This is a genomic window from Vibrio rubrogenes (genome assembly GCF_059641415.1).
In genome coordinates this window covers 30,715-49,424 of record NZ_JCARSY010000028.1, presented here as the reverse complement: position 1 = coordinate 49,424, position 18,710 = coordinate 30,715, and the positions used below count along the sequence as shown (strand labels likewise).

Annotated in this window: 25 protein-coding genes; 17 read left to right on the top strand and 8 right to left on the bottom strand. The window is 45.6% G+C overall.

Features of this window, described 5'->3' with window-relative positions; genetic code table 11:
- Nucleotides 1-157 precede the first annotated feature (157 nt).
- Nucleotides 158-1,717, bottom strand: coding sequence for a phospholipase D-like domain-containing protein (locus tag AC55NX_RS16310; protein WP_496996689.1), 1,560 nt, complete (start codon nucleotides 1,715-1,717; stop codon nucleotides 158-160).
- 20 nt (nucleotides 1,718-1,737) lie between these two features.
- Nucleotides 1,738-1,905, bottom strand: a complete 168-nt coding sequence (locus tag AC55NX_RS16305; RefSeq protein ID WP_496996688.1) for a hypothetical protein — start codon at nucleotides 1,903-1,905, stop codon at nucleotides 1,738-1,740.
- A gap of 378 nt (nucleotides 1,906-2,283) precedes the next feature.
- Between AC55NX_RS16305 and AC55NX_RS16300 the strand changes: the two genes are divergently transcribed.
- Complete coding sequence (locus AC55NX_RS16300; RefSeq protein ID WP_496996687.1) at nucleotides 2,284-3,303, top strand: alpha/beta hydrolase family protein; 1,020 nt, start codon at nucleotides 2,284-2,286, stop codon at nucleotides 3,301-3,303.
- Between the two features lie 124 nt (nucleotides 3,304-3,427).
- On the opposite strand, the gene AC55NX_RS16295 is transcribed toward AC55NX_RS16300, so the two are convergent.
- The 5 genes from AC55NX_RS16295 to AC55NX_RS16275 form a co-directional block, all read right to left on the bottom strand.
- Nucleotides 3,428-4,258, bottom strand: coding sequence for an ABC transporter permease (locus AC55NX_RS16295; protein ID WP_496996686.1), 831 nt, complete (start codon nucleotides 4,256-4,258; stop codon nucleotides 3,428-3,430).
- Nucleotides 4,259-4,278: 20 nt separating this feature from the next.
- Nucleotides 4,279-5,358: an extracellular solute-binding protein gene (locus AC55NX_RS16290; protein ID WP_496996685.1), complete on the bottom strand. Its 1,080-nt coding sequence runs from the start codon at nucleotides 5,356-5,358 to the stop codon at nucleotides 4,279-4,281.
- Nucleotides 5,358-6,389, bottom strand: a complete 1,032-nt coding sequence (locus tag AC55NX_RS16285) for an ABC transporter ATP-binding protein (RefSeq protein ID WP_496996684.1) — start codon at nucleotides 6,387-6,389, stop codon at nucleotides 5,358-5,360. Before AC55NX_RS16285 ends, AC55NX_RS16290 begins: the two co-directional genes overlap by 1 nt.
- Entirely contained in the window at nucleotides 6,389-7,165 is a 777-nt protein-coding gene (locus AC55NX_RS16280; protein WP_496996683.1) for an ABC transporter permease, read from the bottom strand. Before AC55NX_RS16280 ends, AC55NX_RS16285 begins: the two co-directional genes overlap by 1 nt.
- A gap of 80 nt (nucleotides 7,166-7,245) precedes the next feature.
- Complete coding sequence (locus tag AC55NX_RS16275; protein WP_496996682.1) at nucleotides 7,246-7,902, bottom strand: SLOG cluster 4 domain-containing protein; 657 nt, start codon at nucleotides 7,900-7,902, stop codon at nucleotides 7,246-7,248.
- A gap of 98 nt (nucleotides 7,903-8,000) precedes the next feature.
- Here AC55NX_RS16275 and AC55NX_RS16270 point away from each other — a divergent pair, with 98 nt between their 5' ends.
- The 15 genes from AC55NX_RS16270 to AC55NX_RS16200 all read left to right on the top strand — a co-directional run bounded on the left by AC55NX_RS16270 (nucleotide 8,001) and on the right by AC55NX_RS16200 (nucleotide 17,092).
- Entirely contained in the window at nucleotides 8,001-8,765 is a 765-nt protein-coding gene (locus tag AC55NX_RS16270) for a DeoR/GlpR family DNA-binding transcription regulator (RefSeq protein ID WP_496996681.1), read from the top strand.
- A 360-nt stretch (nucleotides 8,766-9,125) separates the two neighbouring features.
- Nucleotides 9,126-9,416, top strand: coding sequence for a GNAT family N-acetyltransferase (locus AC55NX_RS16265; RefSeq protein ID WP_496996680.1), 291 nt, complete (start codon nucleotides 9,126-9,128; stop codon nucleotides 9,414-9,416).
- Nucleotides 9,417-10,047: 631 nt separating this feature from the next.
- Complete coding sequence (locus AC55NX_RS16260) at nucleotides 10,048-11,475, top strand: PTS transporter subunit EIIC (protein ID WP_496996679.1); 1,428 nt, start codon at nucleotides 10,048-10,050, stop codon at nucleotides 11,473-11,475.
- Nucleotides 11,476-11,791: 316 nt separating this feature from the next.
- Nucleotides 11,792-12,229 carry an IS200/IS605 family transposase gene (tnpA, locus tag AC55NX_RS16255; RefSeq protein ID WP_496996678.1) on the top strand — a complete coding sequence of 146 codons (438 nt, stop codon included), beginning with the start codon at nucleotides 11,792-11,794 and terminating at the stop codon, nucleotides 12,227-12,229.
- Between the two features lie 327 nt (nucleotides 12,230-12,556).
- Nucleotides 12,557-13,723 (top strand): helix-turn-helix domain-containing protein, encoded by a 1,167-nt coding sequence (locus AC55NX_RS16250; RefSeq protein WP_496996677.1) that lies wholly within the window; start codon nucleotides 12,557-12,559, stop codon nucleotides 13,721-13,723.
- Nucleotides 13,724-13,836: 113 nt separating this feature from the next.
- Nucleotides 13,837-14,043: a RebB family R body protein gene (locus AC55NX_RS16245; RefSeq protein WP_496996676.1), complete on the top strand. Its 207-nt coding sequence runs from the start codon at nucleotides 13,837-13,839 to the stop codon at nucleotides 14,041-14,043.
- A 51-nt stretch (nucleotides 14,044-14,094) separates the two neighbouring features.
- Nucleotides 14,095-14,364, top strand: coding sequence for a RebB family R body protein (locus AC55NX_RS16240; protein WP_496996675.1), 270 nt, complete (start codon nucleotides 14,095-14,097; stop codon nucleotides 14,362-14,364).
- Between the two features lie 23 nt (nucleotides 14,365-14,387).
- Nucleotides 14,388-14,648 carry a RebB family R body protein gene (locus tag AC55NX_RS16235; protein WP_021019358.1) on the top strand — a complete coding sequence of 87 codons (261 nt, stop codon included), beginning with the start codon at nucleotides 14,388-14,390 and terminating at the stop codon, nucleotides 14,646-14,648.
- Between the two features lie 90 nt (nucleotides 14,649-14,738).
- Nucleotides 14,739-14,999 (top strand): RebB family R body protein, encoded by a 261-nt coding sequence (locus AC55NX_RS16230; protein ID WP_021019359.1) that lies wholly within the window; start codon nucleotides 14,739-14,741, stop codon nucleotides 14,997-14,999.
- 59 nt (nucleotides 15,000-15,058) lie between these two features.
- Nucleotides 15,059-15,352, top strand: a complete 294-nt coding sequence (locus AC55NX_RS16225; RefSeq protein WP_059121644.1) for a RebB family R body protein — start codon at nucleotides 15,059-15,061, stop codon at nucleotides 15,350-15,352.
- 141 nt (nucleotides 15,353-15,493) lie between these two features.
- Nucleotides 15,494-15,928, top strand: coding sequence for a RebB family R body protein (locus tag AC55NX_RS16220; RefSeq protein WP_496996674.1), 435 nt, complete (start codon nucleotides 15,494-15,496; stop codon nucleotides 15,926-15,928).
- A complete protein-coding gene (locus AC55NX_RS16215; protein ID WP_496996673.1) occupies nucleotides 15,925-16,185 on the top strand; it encodes a hypothetical protein in 261 nt (86 codons plus the stop codon). Before AC55NX_RS16220 ends, AC55NX_RS16215 begins: the two co-directional genes overlap by 4 nt.
- An 11-nt stretch (nucleotides 16,186-16,196) precedes the next feature.
- Entirely contained in the window at nucleotides 16,197-16,463 is a 267-nt protein-coding gene (locus tag AC55NX_RS16210; RefSeq protein ID WP_059121642.1) for a RebB family R body protein, read from the top strand.
- A 55-nt stretch (nucleotides 16,464-16,518) separates the two neighbouring features.
- On the top strand, nucleotides 16,519-16,758 hold the full coding sequence (locus AC55NX_RS16205) for a RebB family R body protein (RefSeq protein WP_231735768.1): 240 nt from the start codon (nucleotides 16,519-16,521) through the stop codon (nucleotides 16,756-16,758).
- Nucleotides 16,759-16,825: 67 nt separating this feature from the next.
- Entirely contained in the window at nucleotides 16,826-17,092 is a 267-nt protein-coding gene (locus AC55NX_RS16200; protein WP_059121641.1) for a hypothetical protein, read from the top strand.
- A 40-nt stretch (nucleotides 17,093-17,132) separates the two neighbouring features.
- Here the strand turns inward: AC55NX_RS16200 and AC55NX_RS16195 are convergent, their stop codons facing one another.
- A complete protein-coding gene (locus AC55NX_RS16195; protein WP_496996672.1) occupies nucleotides 17,133-17,738 on the bottom strand; it encodes a hypothetical protein in 606 nt (201 codons plus the stop codon).
- Nucleotides 17,739-17,979: 241 nt separating this feature from the next.
- On the opposite strand from AC55NX_RS16195, the gene AC55NX_RS16190 reads away from it, so the two are divergent.
- Nucleotides 17,980-18,627 carry a MarC family protein gene (locus AC55NX_RS16190; RefSeq protein WP_496996690.1) on the top strand — a complete coding sequence of 216 codons (648 nt, stop codon included), beginning with the start codon at nucleotides 17,980-17,982 and terminating at the stop codon, nucleotides 18,625-18,627.
- The last annotated feature ends 83 nt before the right edge of the window (nucleotides 18,628-18,710 follow it).

Sequence of the window (18,710 nt, the reverse complement as noted above, 5' to 3'; positions counted from 1 at the left end):
TTCAAAGTTTCTGAAAATAGCCTTTTATGTTACCAGCGTTACTTTTGTAACCGAATGATTTAAACACTTTACGAAAGCTAAAACGGAATTGGACCTTTTTATAGCTCCGATTTGGTAGAACTAGCAAACGCAATCCTGCTAGTTCTACCTGATCTTGCTATTCCCAAGTAAAGTTGGGGGCTTCTCCGTGGTCAGTATTGTACTCGTTCAATGGTATTGGCAAGACAGTGGTGGTGTTCGGGGTATTGAGGTTTTGAATATTCCAGTTGGCATCAAAGTCAATATCATAATGGGCAAATAGTCGGCTTCGGATATTCCTGACCTGTCCGACTGTACGATCGTAGATAAAACAAGACAATTCGCCATCGTATACCATTGAGCGGAAATTAAAGTTGGCTGAGCCTATCAAAGCAACTCTGTCATCAATCAATACCAGTTTTGAATGGATGTAGATATTTTGGCCGGCAGCGTTGTTTACTTTGTAAAACCGTAATCCCCCGTTTATTGCCGTGATATTGACGAATTTTGCCAGTTTTTCAGTACGATCACCGACAGTGAGGCGGTATTTTATACCATCATTTGCCATCCAGGGATTTTTGAAGGTTGATGTATAACTTCGTGCTGTATTGGAGAAATTATAGCTCTCAGACAGTGACCAAATATCACAATTGGCTCTGGTGACTGTTACGTTTCCTGCATTGGTTGTGTAGGTAAAATCAGTAATTGACTGCATGGCAATCTTCAAAAATGACATGCGATCAAGATAGCTCGGGTTCTCTGGCAACATAACGATCACTTTTAACGTGGGGACAGCTTGAAGTCGATCATGTATCGCCCGCACGACAGAAGGGTCGCTCAATGTGAAGTTTTCCAGATAAATATAGTTGTTCGCCCGCCCGATCTCCTGGAGCAATTTTGCCTGAATATTGGTTTCTCGGTACAGATAGCCCTCAGCGTTGGTTGTTGCTACTGTTACATCAGTCAGTGGTCGCACCAATGCAACCAGCTGTTGATTTCTTTGGGCACATACCGGTGAGTAAACGGTATTGAACACTGATTTCAATACGCCACCGAGCACGGGGACCTGTGATTCCAAATACTTCAGTTGGGTAAACCCTTTGTTCCAGCGTCGGATCCATTCCCCTTCCACATCACACGCTGCCGGTCCATTTATCTGTATTCCTGTGTCGTGCCAGGTTTCGACATCGTGCGGTATATCAGCATAATAATCGTTTGCCAGGTTTAACCCCCCAACCAGTACGGTCAACCTGCCCGCAATTGAAAATATCGCTATTTTTTGATGGGTAGAAGCGCCCCACCAACCATCGTAGGTTTCAAGGTAAACCGAAATATTGGCATGGTAGTTGGCACCGGTTGTTGTGGTGCAGAGGTTTTTTAAACTGCTGTGGTCGTTGTAGTTGTCTATCGTCATTCCTGTCGGATCAAATTTTTTATCGACTTTGTTGGGGTTCCATAAAATAACGTCTACCTTATGGCCTGCATTGGCAACGTTGTATAAGGCTTGTGGCAGTGTCACCGCACCATTATTGCCGTCAACGGTAAATGTTGGACTGGCCCACCAGTATGCCAGCCTGACATAGGTATTGTTGGCTGGTGCGGCGTTTTGTACGGCTGTCAACTGGGTGTGAAAGGCATCAAAGAATTCATCGCCATCCAACAGCAGTTGGACAAAGTTGTTTTCTGACTCCGCTATCATTGTTATCTCCTTGTTTTGGGCTATTGGCTGTTCTTCACGGGTTGCCAAAAGTCTTCTTTGAGATTTTCGGCAACATATTGTGATTTTCTTCCTTTGGATGGCGACTCTTGTTTGGAGCCAAGATTGGTTCGACTCTGCAACAAGGGGTTGTCGATGCCTGATTGTTTTCCTGCGCTTTTGGCGGTCATGGTTGCTACCTCCAATTGTTGGTGGCTACCCGCTCAGGATCGTTACAATGAGAGGTGGCACAATGGGTTGATAAAAGCTTTCGGTTTGAGCGTCATGGTAGTGGTGATTTATGGGGAAAACTTGGTGAAACTGAGTAAATAATATTGCGATCATACGATTGTGGTTAGGAGGGTAGAGCTGACCTTGGTGAATCAGATCTTAAGGGTCAGATTCTGTTAAAATAGACCGGAAAGACAGGTTAATTCACGTTTTAAAATAAGCAGGACACGCACCTCAAGGAGTGGACCGTAAACATCCCGTAATTAGTTGCTTCGTGTCCTGATGTATATTTCAGGTTTGAGTGAGTGCAATGAGATGAAAAGAGGTCGAGTAATCTGATGATTAAATATAAGTCGCAAAAATCTCTTTTATTGTTGGTGGTTTTAATCTTTCTTTTCATGGTGTTTCGTTTTTTGAATTTTGGATTAGAAAACACTGGTACTCAGAGAACGTTATCTTTTACTCATGGCAGTGACGTTTTAAGTGGAACACTGATCCTTCCTCCTCATGTTGTTTCTCCTCCATTTGTTGTCTTAATTCACGGAGATGGACCACAGGATCGCTGGTCAAACGGAGGCTATGTCCCATTGGTTCGTTTTCTCGTATCAAACGGTGTTGCAGTTTATTCTTGGGATAAACCTGGCGTTGGCCTTAGCTCTGGCAATTGGTTCGCTCAGACTATGTTCGATCGTTCGATTGAGGCAGCCACAGCGATGAAACAACTTAGAGAACTGCCTGAACTGAGAAATAGTCGTGGAGGGTATCTTGGTTTTTCTCAGGCGGGTTGGGTTGTCCCTAAGGCTAGTCAGTTCACCAAAACTGATTTTGCTGTTCTTGTCGGTGCCGCAATCAACTGGCGAAGTCAAAGTATTTACTACACCGGAGAACGACTTAAACTAGAGCATTACTCTGTTGACGCTATAAAGGAAGCTCAGAAAAGAGCTGAACTGGAATTTAACGAACAATTCAGCATCGCAAAGGCTAGCGAACCTTGTGCCTCAATTTGTACCAGAGCAGATTTTGAACGACGTAATTCACAGTCTGATTCAAGGAAAGATATATCTGAGATGCATACTGCTACCTTGTTGCTGATGGGAGAACAGGATAGAAATGTCGATCACACTGAGACGGTTGACGTTTGGCACAGACTGCTTCCCCGTGATGTATCTCGATGTATAAAACAGTTACCTAACGCCACTCACGGTCTTCTCCGTAGCGAACTTTTTGACTATCAATTGTCATCTCAATGGCCTGTATGGAAGGAATACCTGTTTGTGTTATTAGGTCGTTACTCGTATTCACCCAATGCTTTCAATATAATGGCTCATTGGATTAAAGATCAGCAATGCCTGAATTAGTACCAATTCACAGGAGCCGTTGTGATTCAAACCATATCGTCATTCAAACTATATCGTTATTCAAACAACATCGTCATTCAAACAATAGGGTCAATGGATTTTTAACGATTTGATTTATATGAACCTATGATGAGCCTGCGAATTCATAGCGACGTTTGAACCATTCTGCCAGATAAGTAAACGCAATACACAGGGCGACCAAAACGATAGATAACATGCCTACGACCGGAAAATCGGCCCCGCCATCAGATATTTTACTGTAAAGCGTGAGAGGTAATATATTCAGTTGGGTGCCGGACAGCGCTAATGCCGTACCATATGCTCCGAGTGCCACCGAGACCATGACACATAGTGAAGTGATCATCGCCGGGTAAAGCTGAGGGATAAATATGTAACGGTAGCTTTGCCATTTTGAAGCGCCGAAACTTTCGGAAACCTTAATTTGCTGCCAGTCAAAATTTAACATGACGGGGAGCAAAATAAATACGGCTCTGGGGATCAGGTAGTAGCAATATGCCAGCCCCAGACCAAAGGGCGTAAAAATCAGATTACCGAACACGGATTCCGGGACACCGACATGCCCGAGTAATTGCGTTACAAAACCAGCTCTTCCAAAAGTGAGAATAAAACCATAGGCGACGATCAACCCGCTAAAGACTAATGGGAGAGCGATACCCACGCTTAACCACTGCCGGACGACAGGGTGGCACTGGCTTAAAAATCGGGCGATACACAGAGCAACGGTGAGTGAGCCTGCTGATGTAGTTAGTGCAAGTAAGAGACTCCCTTGGATACTTCCCACGAGGTAGCTATCAGAAATCATGCGATTGAAGGTTTCGAGAGGCGCGGAAAGCGCCTCAGAAAAGACTAACATCACAGGAAAAATGAAAAACAGGCCGTAACCAAGCAATCCGGGAGTGACGGTGAGCCAACGAACCCATTTTACAAATTTCACAGTTTTATCCTTAGTTATGATTAGTGAGTGAGGACAGCTTTCGCCCACAGCTTATCAAGTTGTGGTTTGATTTTAGCCGCGGCTTCAAGGTCCAGAGGGTGAATCTGGGGCGCTTTCACTAACTTATCTTGCACTGATTTTGGCAGGGTCATCTCTGTCAGTACCGGGCGAACAAATCCCTCTGCAAAAATTGATTGTCCCTTTTCAGACATCACAAAATTCAGCCATAATTTTGCCGATTCAGGGTTAGGACCATTTTTTACCATTGAGATGGCGTATGGTGCGGCAAGCGAGGCCTCTTTGGGAATGATGACTGCGACGTTCTCGCCCATACCATCTTTAATCATTGCTTTCAGGCCATCGTTTTCATAACCAATCCAAATCGGAATTTCACCTTTAACGAACTGTGCGTATGGTGTGGTTCCTACCACTCGCAAAGTATTACCCATGGTTTTTAAATGGCCGAAGTACTTCGCGCCAGGAGCAACATTGGACATATCACCGCCTTGAGCGTCATTCGCCGCTAAAACAACAACTTGCCCCTGACCAGTCGTTCGGGGATCTTGATATACGATGCTGTTCTTGTATTCGGATTTCTGTAAGTCGGCCCAAGAGGTCGGCACGTGTTTAACCAGTTTTTTATTCACCAGAAACGCCACATTTAAAGTATGAATGGTGAACCATTTGCCATCCGGATCTTTAAAAACCTGAGGAATTTTATTGAAGTTAACGGGTTTGAATCCACTCAGAAGATTTCGCTTACTCGCATCAATCGCTGACGCGCCAAAGTAGTATGCAGTATCGGCTTGAGGGCGATGTTTAGATTTCTCCAGCGCAACAACCGTTGCTGCCGACCCTAAATCATTGTAAACAATTTCCATCCCCGGATAGCGCTTTTTGAATGCTTTAAACATCGAGCCCCAGTTCGCCCAAGTCGGGCCGGTATCAAATGAAACCACCATGCCTTCTTTGGTGGCTTTGTCGTATTGAGCTTGTTCCCCCGGGTACAATTCCGGACTCTTTAGTGCTTGAGCCATACTGCTGCACACTGGTAATAGTGCCAGTAAGGTTGCCGCGAGCGTAGTCTTGAAAGATTTCATCAAAAGTCTCCGTTTTCAATCACATGAACCGATTCGGCAGGAATGGCGATTCGGGTTAAGGGTGTCGTTAAATAAGGGGTATATACATCAAGAGGTTGACCACTGACGCGTAGTCGGTAAGCCATGGTATGGCCGAGAAATTGCTGTTGTTCGATCGCCTCTACAGCAAATTGGTTGGGTGCTGTTATATCCGGTGCCGCAATAATTTGTTCCGGTCGGATCACTAACTGAACGGACTGATCTGCCATCAAATCTGTTTGTGGTAAGCGAATATCACCCAACGAAGTTTTGATCAGGCCGTTTTGTGCTGTTGTGCCAGATAGAATATTGGCTTTACCGACAAAGCGAGCAACTGCGACGGAATTGGGGCGGTGATAAATCGTCAACGGCTGACCACATTGCTGAATTTGACCATTTTCCATCACCGCAACCTGATCGGCCATGCTCATGGCTTCTTCCTGATCATGCGTAATCAAAAAGGTCGTGATATTGAGTGTTTTTTGGATTTTGACAATTTCGTCGCGCATTTCCTGACGGAGGGAAGCATCAAGTGCCGACAGGGGTTCATCCAGTAGCAAGGCTTGCGGTTCAAAAACCAAAGCGCGAGCCAGTGCCACACGTTGTTTTTGTCCTCCGGAAAGCTGGTGAGGCATTCGGTTTTCCATCCCCCCAAGACCAACCAGCTCGATCATCGCCATTGCTTTCTCTCGGGCATTGGCCGTTTTATTGATTTTGAGCGGGTACATGACATTCTTTAAGACATTGTAATGCGGAAAGAGTGCATAGTCCTGAAATACAATGCCAAGACGACGTTGCGAACACGGAATGCCCGATTGATCTTGGTGATGAATGATAACTTGTCCTGAATTTGGCTGTTCAAATCCGGCCAGAAGTTTGAGTAACGTGGTTTTTCCACAGCCACTTTTACCAAGGATAGCCAGTAATTCACCATTGTTAACCGATAACGAAATATCATGTACACCGACATCACTGTCGGGATAAGTAAAAGAGACCGAGCGAAATTCAATCATTAGCTGTGACTCCTTGTATCTGACCAGTGAGGAAGACTGGAGAGTAGTGACATGGCTATTGCCAGCACCAGTAAAATCATTGTGGCGGCACAAGCAAGCCCCGTCGCGCCATAGAAAGCCTGCAGTAACAAGGTGGGGTAAGTCCGGTTCATAAATCCGGCGATGAGGTTGCTGAGTTGAAATTCACCCAATGAAATCGCTGCTACCGTCAAAAGGCCGGTCAGTAACGATTGCGATGCCAGAGGCAAAAATACGGTGACAAAACGCCGGGCAGATGATGCGCCGAAAGACTGCGCGACTCGATCCAGACTTTTGAGTGGTGATTTCTCAATATCCGCCGACAGGCTGAAGAAAAAATAAGGGAATGTCAGTACCCAGTGGCCAAGAATCAGGACCCACGTGGTGCCTAGCCAGGGCAGCGCATCTGAGGTGAAAGCAAGGATGAAACCAAAACCTATCACGAGTTCCGGTACCGCTATCGGCATGAGTGCTGACATGCGAGAGAGCTTATTTAATCGCAAACTATCCGTTAACTGGAGTAAGTACACCACAGGCGTCACCACCAGTAAATTGACCAGACAGACGGCGATACAGACCTGCAGGCTCATCAATAACGCATTACGATAAGCGGTTGACTGCAATATCTGAATATACCAGTCGAAGGTAAATCCGTTTGGCAGCAGGGTATTGACCCAACTTTGTCCAAAGGAGCCGACTGCCAAAAGGAGAATTGGTAGCAACAAATAAATAATGTAAATAGACGTAATCTTTTTCATGACAACAATCGTTCAATTTGATTGTTTGTGATCATGATGCTGTGCGATGACATTTTGATTACGTATTGTTTAAGGTTTGTTTATGACGCGATCGCGGGTTCATTGAATGACAGGTCACCAAATAAGATGTTGCATATATTGGTCACAATGGTCTCAAGATCTGTGTCGTATCGGGCGCCTTTAATTTGAGGTGCGTCGCAGGTGGCAAATACCGCTTTACCATAATGCAGGCCATAGGCCATTTCCGTCAGGGTGCCGTAACCGCCGCCAACCGCAATCAGGGCAAAAGCTGTCTGAGCGATTAATGAGTTTCTGGTTGGCCCCATATTGGTGACGACAGGGATGGTCACGTAAGGGTTCGCTTCCAGCCAATTATCTCCGGGAAGCAGAGCGATCGATTTCCCGCCTGCCTGATAGACGCCTTTACAAACGGCTTCCATTGAACCGTTTCGTCCGCCACAAACGACACAAAGCCCAAGATTGGCAAGCTTGTTCCCAAGAGCTTGTGCACATTGATACTGAGCGTCTGTCGCCTCTTTGGGGCCAATCACACCGACCGGTGGTATCTGAACTTCATTGGGAAAGTCGCGGATGAGCTTTAGGACATCTTGTCGGCTCAGGCAGTCTTTAAGCGCAAGGGCGAATGCGCTATCAGCATCGATAAGACGAATCAGTGTCGCTTTACCATTACAGTAAAGACGGTTGGTTTTTATTTCGAGTGAAAACAATGTATTCATGAATTTTTTATGACTCTTAAGCAGAATAAATCACAAAGGGAGTGAATTTTGGTAGATTTGAGCATAAATGTTCATTATGACAATTTGGAGATCATCACTTGTCCCAAGTCCGACACCAGAAATTATTAGAAATTGTTCGTCAGCAGGGGTATGCCTCGATCGAGTTTTTAGCCAAAAAGCTGGACTGTTCGCAGCCCACCATTCGGCGCGATCTGAAAAAATTGTGTGATGAAAATCTCTTGCAGCGTTTTCATGGCGGGGTTACTGAGGCGGATACCGACGTGCGGTTGGGGTATCGATTTAAATCTGAAATGATGACGGACGCTAAATCGGTCATTGCTAAAGCAGCGTTAGCATGTCTGGAACCGACGGAGAGCTGTTTTATTGATACGGGCACGACTTGTGACCGGGTGGCATCGGCGATGGCGCTGTTGCCCGGGCGACAGATTATGACTCATAACTTATCTGCGGCCATGATTTTTGCAGCGCATGGTAGTGAACATAATGTGATTGTGACCGGCGGCACTTTGCGAGGTGCTGATGGCTCTCTGACAGGCGCGAAAACCTGCGATGAAATTAGAAGTTATTTCGCAGACTGTGCGTTGATTTGTGCTTCCGGTCTGGATTCATTGGGGAATATATTAGATTTCGATATGGAGAAGGTCGCTGTGAAAAAGGCCATGATGTCATCCGCAACACGCAGTATTTTGTTGCTTGATTCATCAAAATTTCGTAAACGTGGTGCTTTAAAAGTCGCTAATCTTTCTGAATTTGATCTTTGTATTACTGATATCTGGCCAGAGCCTGATTATCAAGCGTTGTTTAAAAAGGCTGGCACGGAATTAGTCGTTGCCGGGGGCTGAATATCGTTCTATCCGAAGGCTGTTCTCTCTGTGTTTTCGGCCACAAGACCTCACGAATCCATCATTTTTTCCGCTCCGGCGATGATCGTCGCATGGTTCGGTGAGTACAAACGAGCCGAGTTTTTCCGGTAACGGCCAGCGCCTGACAACATGATTATCTACCTGCATAGCAAGCAGTTCACTGCCTTTTATATCTGTCCAGTACAGGCTGCGTGTGTTTGCACACTAGAGCGGGCATTCTCCCAGTGACATCTGCTGCAATTGTAAACATATCAATTTCCTTTGAGTGAAGTAAATCGCTGTCCTGAAATGACAATATCCACGGGTTATTGTCATGGCCTGATCGCCCAAATAACGGCAATGCATAGCTTATATTATTCAAGAGAAATTGGCTTTGGGCAGCCATTTGAATCTGCGGTCGCAAGCGGGCTCGCGGAGTTTTGTGGCCGTTTAGATCATGCTCACAATGAAATATGGGTCGCCAAACTGGGCGAAGAGATTGTGGGTTCAATTGCCATTGACGGAGAAGATTTAGGTCCGGGGAAAGCCCACTTACGCCGGTTTATTGTTGATGACAAAGCCAGAGGAACCGGTGTCGGCCATCAAACTTCTGACGGCTGCTTTAGCATTCGTGGATGCATCGGGTTTTGATGAAACGCATCTGTACACCGTTGAAGGGCTGGAAGCTGCGCACCATCTCTACGAGAAATATGGTTTTTCATGTATAGAACAATATATTGGTGAGCAATGGGGGAAAACAATGAAAGAGGAACGCTTTATGAGGGCTCGCCCTTAATTTGTACATGCAAAACAGTTACGACTTGATCGGGAAAATGTGTTGAAGATGTGGTTTCGGCGAGCAAATACCTTGAGCTGATTAATGTATCGGTCGGTGAAATGAGTTAGATAATGTTGCAGATTACTTCAGCGTCACACGAACAGTCTCATGTAATTGGTTTCGATACTTAAATCAATTACCTGATCCATATCACAATCGCAATAGTTCTTGATTGTTTGATTGAATCAGAGAAGGTAAAACGTGTTTATATCGGATTGTTACTGTATTTCATGCAGGCAAAACCTGACACAAACGAAGTGAGAGATCTCTTTCAAGTAACTTCGGGTGGTCAGGTTTTTTTATTATCGGTTTTTGAATTTTAGGATTGTTACCGTGAAAAGCGGGCAAAACCTGAAAGGGTCGGTTCATTGAAATGTGAACGAACTCTTTCAGGTTTTTTTTTGCTTCCGGTATGTGAATGATAAATGATGTGAGGCTTACTTTATGGCTTATGAAAAACTTGCTGCCGAGATCGTTGAGGCTGTAGGCGGGGCTGCGAATATTGATAGTTTGGTCCATTGTGCGACTCGGTTGAGATTCAAGTTGCTTGATATGTCGGCTGCGAAACGGGAATCGTTGCAAGAAAATCCGGCAGTGATCGCCGTGGTGGAAAGCGGAGGGCAATTTCAAGTGGTGATCGGCAATCATGTCGGTGATGTGTTCAGCGCGATCCAGTCTTTTTTGCAACATGGTGGTTTTTTGCCAAGTGAGCATCCAGAGAGGGCTAAAGCGGCAGGAAAAGAAAAACAAGGTATCCTGAGTACGTTTATTGATATTGTTTCCGGTATCTTTACACCGTTACTGGGCATTATGGCGGCTTCGGGGATCCTGAAAGGTTTGCTGGCTCTGGGGGTTGCGACGCAGGTCCTGACGACAAGTAGCGGAACTTACCAGATCTTCAATGCAGCCAGTGATGCGCTGTTCTTCTTTTTCCCTGTCGCTCTCGGGTATACCTCCGGTGTGAAATTCGGCGGGAATCCATTTGTCACCATGGCGATTGGCGGTGCGTTGGTCCATCCGTCGATGATTGCAGCTTTTCATGCTCAGCAATTACCCGATGCTGCCGGCATCGAATTCCTCGGTATATCGGTCACATTCATGAATTATGCTTCTTCGGTCATGCCGATTATTTTTGCAGCGTTTGTGAGTTGTAAACTAGAGAAATTCTTCAAAAAGTATATGCCCAGTGCCGTCACAAATCTGTTTACGCCCCTGTTGTGTATCATGATTACGACGCCTCTGACCTTCTTGCTCATCGGTCCGGCTGCAACTTGGGTAAGTCATCTACTGGCGAGCGGATTCGAATTCATTTACAGCGCCAGTCCAATGATTGCCGGGGTGGTGATCGGTGCTTTCTGGCAAGTATTCGTGATTTTTGGCCTGCATTGGGGCTTCGTACCCATTATGATCAACAACCTCAGTGTGTTTGGCGCTGATACCATTGGACCACTTTGTCTGGCTGCGGTACTGGCACAAGCCGGGGCAGCATTAGGTGTTTTCCTCAGATCCCGGGATCCGAAAACCAGAGCGCTGGCAAGTTCTGCATTTACTACCGGATTGTTCGGTATTACTGAACCGGCGATTTATGGGGTGACTTTGCCGCGTAAGCGTCCGTTTATTTTCGGTTGTGTCGGTGGCGCGATTGGTGGCGGGATTATTGGTTTGTATCAGACCAAAGTCTTCTCATTTGCATTGCCCAGTATTCTGGCGTTTCCGCAATATATTCCTTCGACAGGCGTGGACGCATCTGTCTGGGCTGCCATCGTGGCTTCAGTTGTCGGTATTGCCATTGCTGCGACGCTGACTTTCTTCTTCGGTGAACCCCGTGAAGCGAAATCTGCTAACCCAGTTTCGGCATCGGTTGCAAAATAGGATGAGAGAGGTGAGTCTGGCAAAATGAATTTGTGTTTTTCGATTTAATGTGATGGATGGCGTGATTGAATTGGCTGAAATATCACAAAGCATGACTCACCTTTTGCTGACGTTGTAACGTTGTTGACTGCGAGCACCTTCTTCGCGGCAATGCCATCATTTGGGGATAGGATTGAGCGCATTCGCCTCAATCCTTTTTTATTGTCATCCCTAAACCACCGCCTTGGGCGGTGGTGATTGTCCCTTTGGGCTATTGAGAAGTGCCCATGTTAGAAGTAAACCTCTTATTCACCACAAGTAAGAGGAAACAAAAAACATGGGCGACTATAGAAGTTCATCACATGTCTATTGGCGTTGTAAATACCACATAGTTTGGACGCCGAAATCCAGGTTTAAGATCTTAAAAGGAAATGTAGGTAAGGAGCTTTATCGCTCGATCTATATTTTGTGCAATATGAAAGATTGTGAAGTGTTGGAGTTAAATATTCAGCCGGATCACGTTCACTTGGTAGTGATAGTTCCACCCAAAGTATCTGTATCGACGTTAATGGGGATATTGAAAGGTCGTTCAGCAATTAGATTGTTTAATAAATTTCCGCATATAAGAAAGAAATTATGGGGCAATCATTTTTGGGCGAGAGGGTATTTTGTTGATACGGTTGGTGTAAATGAAGAAATCATCAGGCGGTACGTCAGGCACCAAGACAAGAAAGATCAAGAATATGAGGCGCAGTTAGAGTTGAAGATGAACTAGCAGCGTAGGTATGCCCCCTTTTCACTCAATGTCATAAAGGGAATGTTGTCGTGTTGACTTAAGACATTGCATGGATTTGGAAACATTCAATTGATAATTTTATCTTTAATGATGAGTGGGCTGAACGATAAAATACCAGTCACAAATTTGATAGAAATACTAATTTTTAAATATTATTTATGATAATAAGTGGCGAAAATTCTTGAGATAGATAAATATTATCAACATCATTTAGACCGAAAAGATCATTGTAAATTCCAATATTAACCAGATTGTCCCGTTTAGCATAAAACGTTGACGTCAATGGTAAATAAAAGGAATTAAACAATGATAAATAAGACAAACCACGTATACGATTCATCTCTTGAGAATTTCAATCACAACAAGGACCTTTTCTATCCTATTCTTGGTGATTCGAATTTGATGAAGCGGATTAAACAACAGATTCGCTTTGCTTCTGAAGTTAATTTTCCAGTATTCATTTCGGGCGAGCCGGGCTGTGAAAAGAAAGATGTGGCATGTAATATTCACTATCACAGCTCTCGTTCACGAGAGCCGTTCACCTGTGTTCCTGCCAATCTTCATAATGCTCAAACATATCGCGACTATCTGTGTCATTGTATTGAGCAAGTCGGGAGCGGTTCCATTTATCTGGAAGAGGTCGATAAATTAGAACCATCATTCAAAGATGAATTGATTTTTTTGTTCACGCAGGATTCATTTCAGGAAGCATTAAGGAAAAATAAAATTCGCTTGATTGTCTCCTGTTCAGAACCTTTTTATAGTTTACCTTCAGAACAACAGTTTATTGCAAAAATACTAGGCTCTTCCGTGCCTCAGTTTAATTTTCATTTGCCGCCACTGAGAGAAAGAAAACAAGATATCGAACAGCATGTTCAATTCATTTTGAGTCGCTTTAATCGCCCGGTTTTATTTTCTGATGATGCAGTGGAACAACTGAAAAAATATGAGTGGCCCGGCAATATTAGCCAGTTGCAAAATATATTATTGTTAATTACCTCGTTGGAGCAAACCGAGATCACTGCCGATGATCTGGCGAATTTAGGTCTCTGTCAAAAAGCAACGCCCAAAGTGGATTTGATCGAGCATTTACTCTGTCATGATCAAACCATATGGACAAATATGCATCCTGCATTATCCAAAGCATTGCTGTTTTTAAGTGAGCACTTCCACGAAGAGATCTCACTGAGCCAAATTGCCGCCGCCAGTTATACCAGTGCCTCCCATTTATCATACTTGTTCCGGGAACATCTGGGCAGTTCATTCAAGACCATGCTGTGTCAGCTTCGGATCCGTGAAGCGCAGCGTCTGATCACGACCAACCCGCTGATCAAGATCACCGATGTTTGTATGAATGCCGGGTTTGGCGACCTCAGTCATTTTGAAAAGATGTTCAAACGCTATACCGGCTGTACACCAAGAGAGTATCGGCAGGTGCAGCGTCGGGAAAACGACTATTACGTTACCCATTAGTCACCTTTTATTTGCCGGATAAGTCGTGATTATTCATCTGTTAAGCCAAGTTATTCAAGCGACTTACTTCTAATATGAAACTCAGTCACAGGATGGCGTCAGGAAGCCGGAAGATGGAAATTGATGTTCAGAAGTTGTTAAGCGAATTGACACCCAAGGTTTCACGAAATACGCAAATGAATCTGGTTGCCGCCTCACTTGGTCGAGCCGCACAAAATGCAACTCAGGTTCAGCAGCAGATACAGACAATAGTCGTAACCAACACAGCACTGAGTTCGAGTTTGATTTACGCCATTGCACTGAAAAGTTCGTCATCCTGACCTGCTTTGAAAGATGAATCGTCATCTTTCATGACTAAGAGGAGCATATCTATGCCAGTAAATGATGCGGTTACTGATTCAGTAACTCAAGTCAACACGGAAGCCGTTGGCAGTACACCGGCAGCAGCGGTTGGGAATCTGATGATTTCCACCAGCCATGCCATGGGACTGACCGCGCACAGCAGTGTGAGTGCGAACCAGCAGGCAACTTTGGTCCACCAGACCTCGACAGTACAGGGGGTCAATTCCCTGCTCAGTACCGGCAGTGCGATTATTGGCCGGAGTGTCGAGCTGATTCTAGAACCTAGCAAAAAAAGCTAATTCAGTGAACGTAGGAGAATATTATGCCAGTGAATGAACAAATCACCGATTCAGTAACGCAGGTGAATACAAAAGTTGTCGGGGAAACTCCCGCGATGGCTATGGGCAACTTGCTGATGTCAACCAGCCATGCATTAAGTAATGCAGCACACAATGCGACAGCGGCACAGCAACAGGCACAAATCACCATGCAAGCTGCTACCGTGCAGGGGGTCAACTCTTTGATGGCTATTGGTTCTTCCGTCATCGGACGGGGTGCTGAAGGCATCATTGAAAAAGGTTAACACCAGTTTGTGTTAACGCGTCCTGTCTGACATCCGAAGTGGCGTGAGCAGGACACCATTTCATTAATTAACTCGTAAAAGGAAATCACAATGCCAGTGAATGAACAGGTGACAGACTCGGTCACACAAGTCAATACAAAAGTCGTCGGTGAAACGCCAGCTATGGCAATGGGTAACTTACTGATGTCAACCGGTCAGGCCCTCGGCACGGCTGCTCACAATGCGACTGCTGCCCAGCAGCAAGCGCAAATTACGATGCAGGCCGCCACCGTGCAGGGCGTCAACTCCTTAATGTCCATCGGCGGTTCGGTAGTTGGCCGTAGCGCCGAAGGCATTATTGAGAAAGATTAATCAGTGCTTTCATTCCCTTTACCGGCTCGTCCGGTAAAGGGTCTTAAAAGGAGCATAAGATGAAAGATACCTTACGTCCTCCTGAGCCGGATCAAAGTGCATTTAACGCTGCATTTCAGTCGGTTGCTCAATCGACTGCACTGGCACTATCGGATGCGACAGACAATCTGCGTAACCTCAATACGCTTAGTACTACGGCTATTGGTACCGCACTGAGTCAGATGTTAGAAACCGGTGATTTAAAGTATGCCCATATCATTGAACAGGCCCAAAAAGTCGTGACCAGTGGTGCGGATAACTTTGGCGTCGTCGGGGAAAAAATTGCCACAGTGCTGTACGACTCTGACAAATAATCACAGCGCCCGATACGACGAGCCCGTATTGAGGCGCAGTGAAAACAAGAGATGAGTGAGCGGTCCTGATCCAATCCACACGATGATCTTTGATCGGCAGCAGCGGAAATCAGGATCATCAGCAACAATCAAGGAGTGACGATGATGCAAGAGCAGAATCCCCGCTATGAAAACGAATCGCGGCAAGAGTTGCCACAGCAGACGATTGAACATTTTAATACCTTGCAGGCCTATACGGCCCAGCCGACCAGCCTGTTAGAAACCACATTGGCAGATACATTAGGGCTGTCGATGTATAACGCAATCACCAGCCAGCAACAGTCACAAATGACAACCGCAGCGTCGGTGACCAATGCTTGTGCCCGGCTGTTGCAAACGCAGACCTCGGTTATGCCGGCATCGTCCCGAAAAGATTCGAATGCAGAGCCCGCTATTTTTGTCGATGGATCAGATCGTTTGTCCCCGGATACGAATGACTCAGACACGGTGACAGCGGATACCAAACAACCCAAGCGATTTAACTTATTCAAGTTTTTAAAACGGAATAAACAACAGCCGGAGGAAACAGAAGAATGAGTGAGCAATCATCGTCTACCAATATCGAGCAGCGGCTAAACCAGATTCAGCAAGCGACGGAAAACCAGATGCAAGAGATTCGGCACATGGTCCGCCAGAATCAGGATCAATTTAAGTCATTGGAGATGGACGAAAATATTCAAAAGGTTCATCAGGAAGTGAACCAGATGTTTGAAGACGTTCACACCCAGATCGAGCAGGAAATGCAAAAAATCAATCAGCAACTTCAGCAGGTATTGCCTGAGCAGCACGCATAAACGAGGAAATTATGTCTAAAAAAGTGAATGAACAAATTACAGATGCAATCACTCAGACCAATACGCAGGTACTGGCGAGTTCCCCAGCCAATGCGATGGGTAATCTCTATACTGCAATGAGTCTGGCGATGTCGAATCTCAACCATAATGCCACATCGGCACAGCAACAGGCCGGAATCACGATGCAATCTGCAACGGTACAGGGGATCAATGCCCTAACGGCTATCGGCACGGCGGTTTTAGGCCGGGCTGCTGAAGATATTGTCGAAAAAGATTAATGGATGGGATTGGCCATCAGACAAGGGGCAAAGCCATTCAACTCAAGCGCTGTGAATGGCGAATCCCCCTTCAACCGGCGAAGATGATTTCATCCGCGGAGAATGTATCATGGCAAAGCAGGAAAATACCGATCTGGAGCAGGTCGATGAGATGATCAATCAACTGACGGAATCAGCTATGTCCGATACCATGGGCCTGCATATGCAAAATGCAGTCACGATTCAACAGGGGATGCAAGCCGTCAGTAATGCTGCAACATCCACCGCGTGCGCCCTGATCTTACAGCAAGGCTAGGCGATGACGAATGACGTCGCAGTTTGACACACTATCTGAATTCAGCGCGATGCTTTGATGAGGAACCATGTCGAAAGGATCAACCACTGAAAAGGCCCAACAGTCCGTTGCACAGTCAACGGCAATTGCCGTTCAGGATGCTGTCGATAATCTCCGGAACCTCAATACCATCAGTACCACGGCCATTGGGGTGGCCCTGTCACAGTTGTTAGCCACCGGCGACGAAAAATATATCAAAGTGATTGAACAAGCCCAGCAAATTATGGAAAAAGGCACCGCTAATTTTTCTGAATTGGGGAATAAAGCGGCAGAAGTCGCGAAGAAATTTGATTGAAGCCGCACACATTATTTCAGTCGATGCGCATTGGTCTCACTCATGACTTCGGCATATAGGCCGCCAGAATCAGTCTCGGTTTGGCTTGCTTATCAATCTGACATAACCGCGAAATCTGACCGCTCCCCTGACGCAGCGAATCTAAGGCATAGGTACAGAGTGACGGGTGATCAAATTCAGCCAGCAATGCTGCATCCCGGGTATCAAAAGCGCCCCACAATACACTGAGTAAACAGACCTGATCCCCTTGCAGATAGCGCTGAAAAGCCGTCACTCGCGCCATATTCATGTGCATTTTCTGCCGTTCCCGGGCAAGGCGAAACTGCTGCTCGTGGATGAAAAAAACTTCATACCAGACGGATTTCTGTGCCTGTCCGATGCTGAAATCAGCGTAAGACGCTGCCCGTTTATTGCAAATGTCAATCTGATCGTCCTTTTCCCGGTAATGGAGGTAACTCTCATGGTCAGCATAGCGTGGTGTATAGGCAAGCCGGGCATTCGGCACGTGTTGTAGCAGCGTTTGCCCCAGCTCGACCGTCAGCCAGGATTTGGCGAAGGCGCGGATCTCCGGATCGGCAAGATACTGATTGGCACGCTGAAAATCGTAATGCTCGGCAAAGAATCCGAGCAGTTGTTGGGCATTCATCGGTGCTCCTTACATGATGGATTGATCAGTGATGTTGTGGTGTACAGGGGGACTGTAAGTGATTGAGGAGGGCGGATCTCGGTGTTTTTTCCTGAGTTCTTTCGGTTTAGCCTTCGGTTCAAAAATATGGTGATGTATGAGCGATATATCTCGCTACAAAGTTGATGGATTGATAGACACGTCGCCATAAAACATGATAACTAATTCTTACTCAATCAGATAAAGCTGGCTCCTCCTTATGATGCACGATATAACGACCATGGCGATTACGGTTTTTATGGGATTTTTTGCCATGATGAATCCTATTGCGAATACCGCCGTATTTATCGGCCTGACTGCTAACCAAAATCAGCAACAGCGAAAAAATACGACCATTAAAGCCCTGCTCACCGCCTTTATTATCATCACCGCATTCTGTCTGTTGGGAAAAGGTATCTTCGAAGTCTTTGGGATTACCTTACCGGCATTAAGACTTTCTGGTGGCATTTTAGTCTTTATCGTCGGTTATAATATGTTACATGGTAGCGCGTCCAAGCTTCACTCTCACTCAGATACCACACTAGATGACGACGACAGAGATATTGCAATTTCGCCTTTGGCTCTGCCGATTCTGGCCGGCCCGGGTACCATTGCTACCGCGATGAACTACTCAGCATCCGGACAAATACTGCATATTATTATCACGATAATTTCATTTGCTTTACTGTGCCTGATTACTTTCGTGTGCTTTTTGTATGGTGCCAAATTAGTTGAAAAAATAGGAGAAGCGGGAATTAGTATTACAACAAGATTGATGGGCCTGATTCTCACAATTATCGCTGCTCAAATGTTCATACAAGGTGTTCATGATGCGTATATACTTTTCCAGACTTCGAATATAGGGAGCTAATTAGAGGGATGTCGTATAATTCGCTGCCGCGTAGGCAGCTTAGAAACCGTCTGTCTTTCTCGGAGCAATCCAGCCTTCGGCTT

What these genes read in the sequence shown, in the direction of transcription:
- AC55NX_RS16310 (WP_496996689.1), bottom strand. Translation starts at nt 1,717, where the DNA reads ATGATAGCGGAGTCAGAAAACAACTTTGTCCAACTGCTGTTGGATGGC.
- AC55NX_RS16305 (WP_496996688.1), bottom strand. Translation starts at nt 1,905, where the DNA reads ATGACCGCCAAAAGCGCAGGAAAACAATCAGGCATCGACAACCCCTTG.
- AC55NX_RS16300 (WP_496996687.1), top strand. Translation starts at nt 2,284, where the DNA reads ATGATTAAATATAAGTCGCAAAAATCTCTTTTATTGTTGGTGGTTTTA.
- AC55NX_RS16290 (WP_496996685.1), bottom strand. Translation starts at nt 5,358, where the DNA reads ATGAAATCTTTCAAGACTACGCTCGCGGCAACCTTACTGGCACTATTA.
- AC55NX_RS16285 (WP_496996684.1), bottom strand. Translation starts at nt 6,389, where the DNA reads ATGATTGAATTTCGCTCGGTCTCTTTTACTTATCCCGACAGTGATGTC.
- AC55NX_RS16280 (WP_496996683.1), bottom strand. Translation starts at nt 7,165, where the DNA reads ATGAAAAAGATTACGTCTATTTACATTATTTATTTGTTGCTACCAATT.
- AC55NX_RS16275 (WP_496996682.1), bottom strand. Translation starts at nt 7,902, where the DNA reads ATGAATACATTGTTTTCACTCGAAATAAAAACCAACCGTCTTTACTGT.
- AC55NX_RS16265 (WP_496996680.1), top strand. Translation starts at nt 9,126, where the DNA reads ATGCATAGCTTATATTATTCAAGAGAAATTGGCTTTGGGCAGCCATTT.
- AC55NX_RS16260 (WP_496996679.1), top strand. Translation starts at nt 10,048, where the DNA reads ATGGCTTATGAAAAACTTGCTGCCGAGATCGTTGAGGCTGTAGGCGGG.
- tnpA (WP_496996678.1), top strand. Translation starts at nt 11,792, where the DNA reads ATGGGCGACTATAGAAGTTCATCACATGTCTATTGGCGTTGTAAATAC.
- AC55NX_RS16250 (WP_496996677.1), top strand. Translation starts at nt 12,557, where the DNA reads ATGATAAATAAGACAAACCACGTATACGATTCATCTCTTGAGAATTTC.
- AC55NX_RS16245 (WP_496996676.1), top strand. Translation starts at nt 13,837, where the DNA reads ATGGAAATTGATGTTCAGAAGTTGTTAAGCGAATTGACACCCAAGGTT.
- AC55NX_RS16240 (WP_496996675.1), top strand. Translation starts at nt 14,095, where the DNA reads ATGCCAGTAAATGATGCGGTTACTGATTCAGTAACTCAAGTCAACACG.
- AC55NX_RS16235 (WP_021019358.1), top strand. Translation starts at nt 14,388, where the DNA reads ATGCCAGTGAATGAACAAATCACCGATTCAGTAACGCAGGTGAATACA.
- AC55NX_RS16230 (WP_021019359.1), top strand. Translation starts at nt 14,739, where the DNA reads ATGCCAGTGAATGAACAGGTGACAGACTCGGTCACACAAGTCAATACA.
- AC55NX_RS16225 (WP_059121644.1), top strand. Translation starts at nt 15,059, where the DNA reads ATGAAAGATACCTTACGTCCTCCTGAGCCGGATCAAAGTGCATTTAAC.
- AC55NX_RS16220 (WP_496996674.1), top strand. Translation starts at nt 15,494, where the DNA reads ATGATGCAAGAGCAGAATCCCCGCTATGAAAACGAATCGCGGCAAGAG.
- AC55NX_RS16215 (WP_496996673.1), top strand. Translation starts at nt 15,925, where the DNA reads ATGAGTGAGCAATCATCGTCTACCAATATCGAGCAGCGGCTAAACCAG.
- AC55NX_RS16210 (WP_059121642.1), top strand. Translation starts at nt 16,197, where the DNA reads ATGTCTAAAAAAGTGAATGAACAAATTACAGATGCAATCACTCAGACC.
- AC55NX_RS16205 (WP_231735768.1), top strand. Translation starts at nt 16,519, where the DNA reads ATGGCGAATCCCCCTTCAACCGGCGAAGATGATTTCATCCGCGGAGAA.
- AC55NX_RS16200 (WP_059121641.1), top strand. Translation starts at nt 16,826, where the DNA reads ATGTCGAAAGGATCAACCACTGAAAAGGCCCAACAGTCCGTTGCACAG.
- AC55NX_RS16195 (WP_496996672.1), bottom strand. Translation starts at nt 17,738, where the DNA reads ATGAATGCCCAACAACTGCTCGGATTCTTTGCCGAGCATTACGATTTT.
- AC55NX_RS16190 (WP_496996690.1), top strand. Translation starts at nt 17,980, where the DNA reads ATGCACGATATAACGACCATGGCGATTACGGTTTTTATGGGATTTTTT.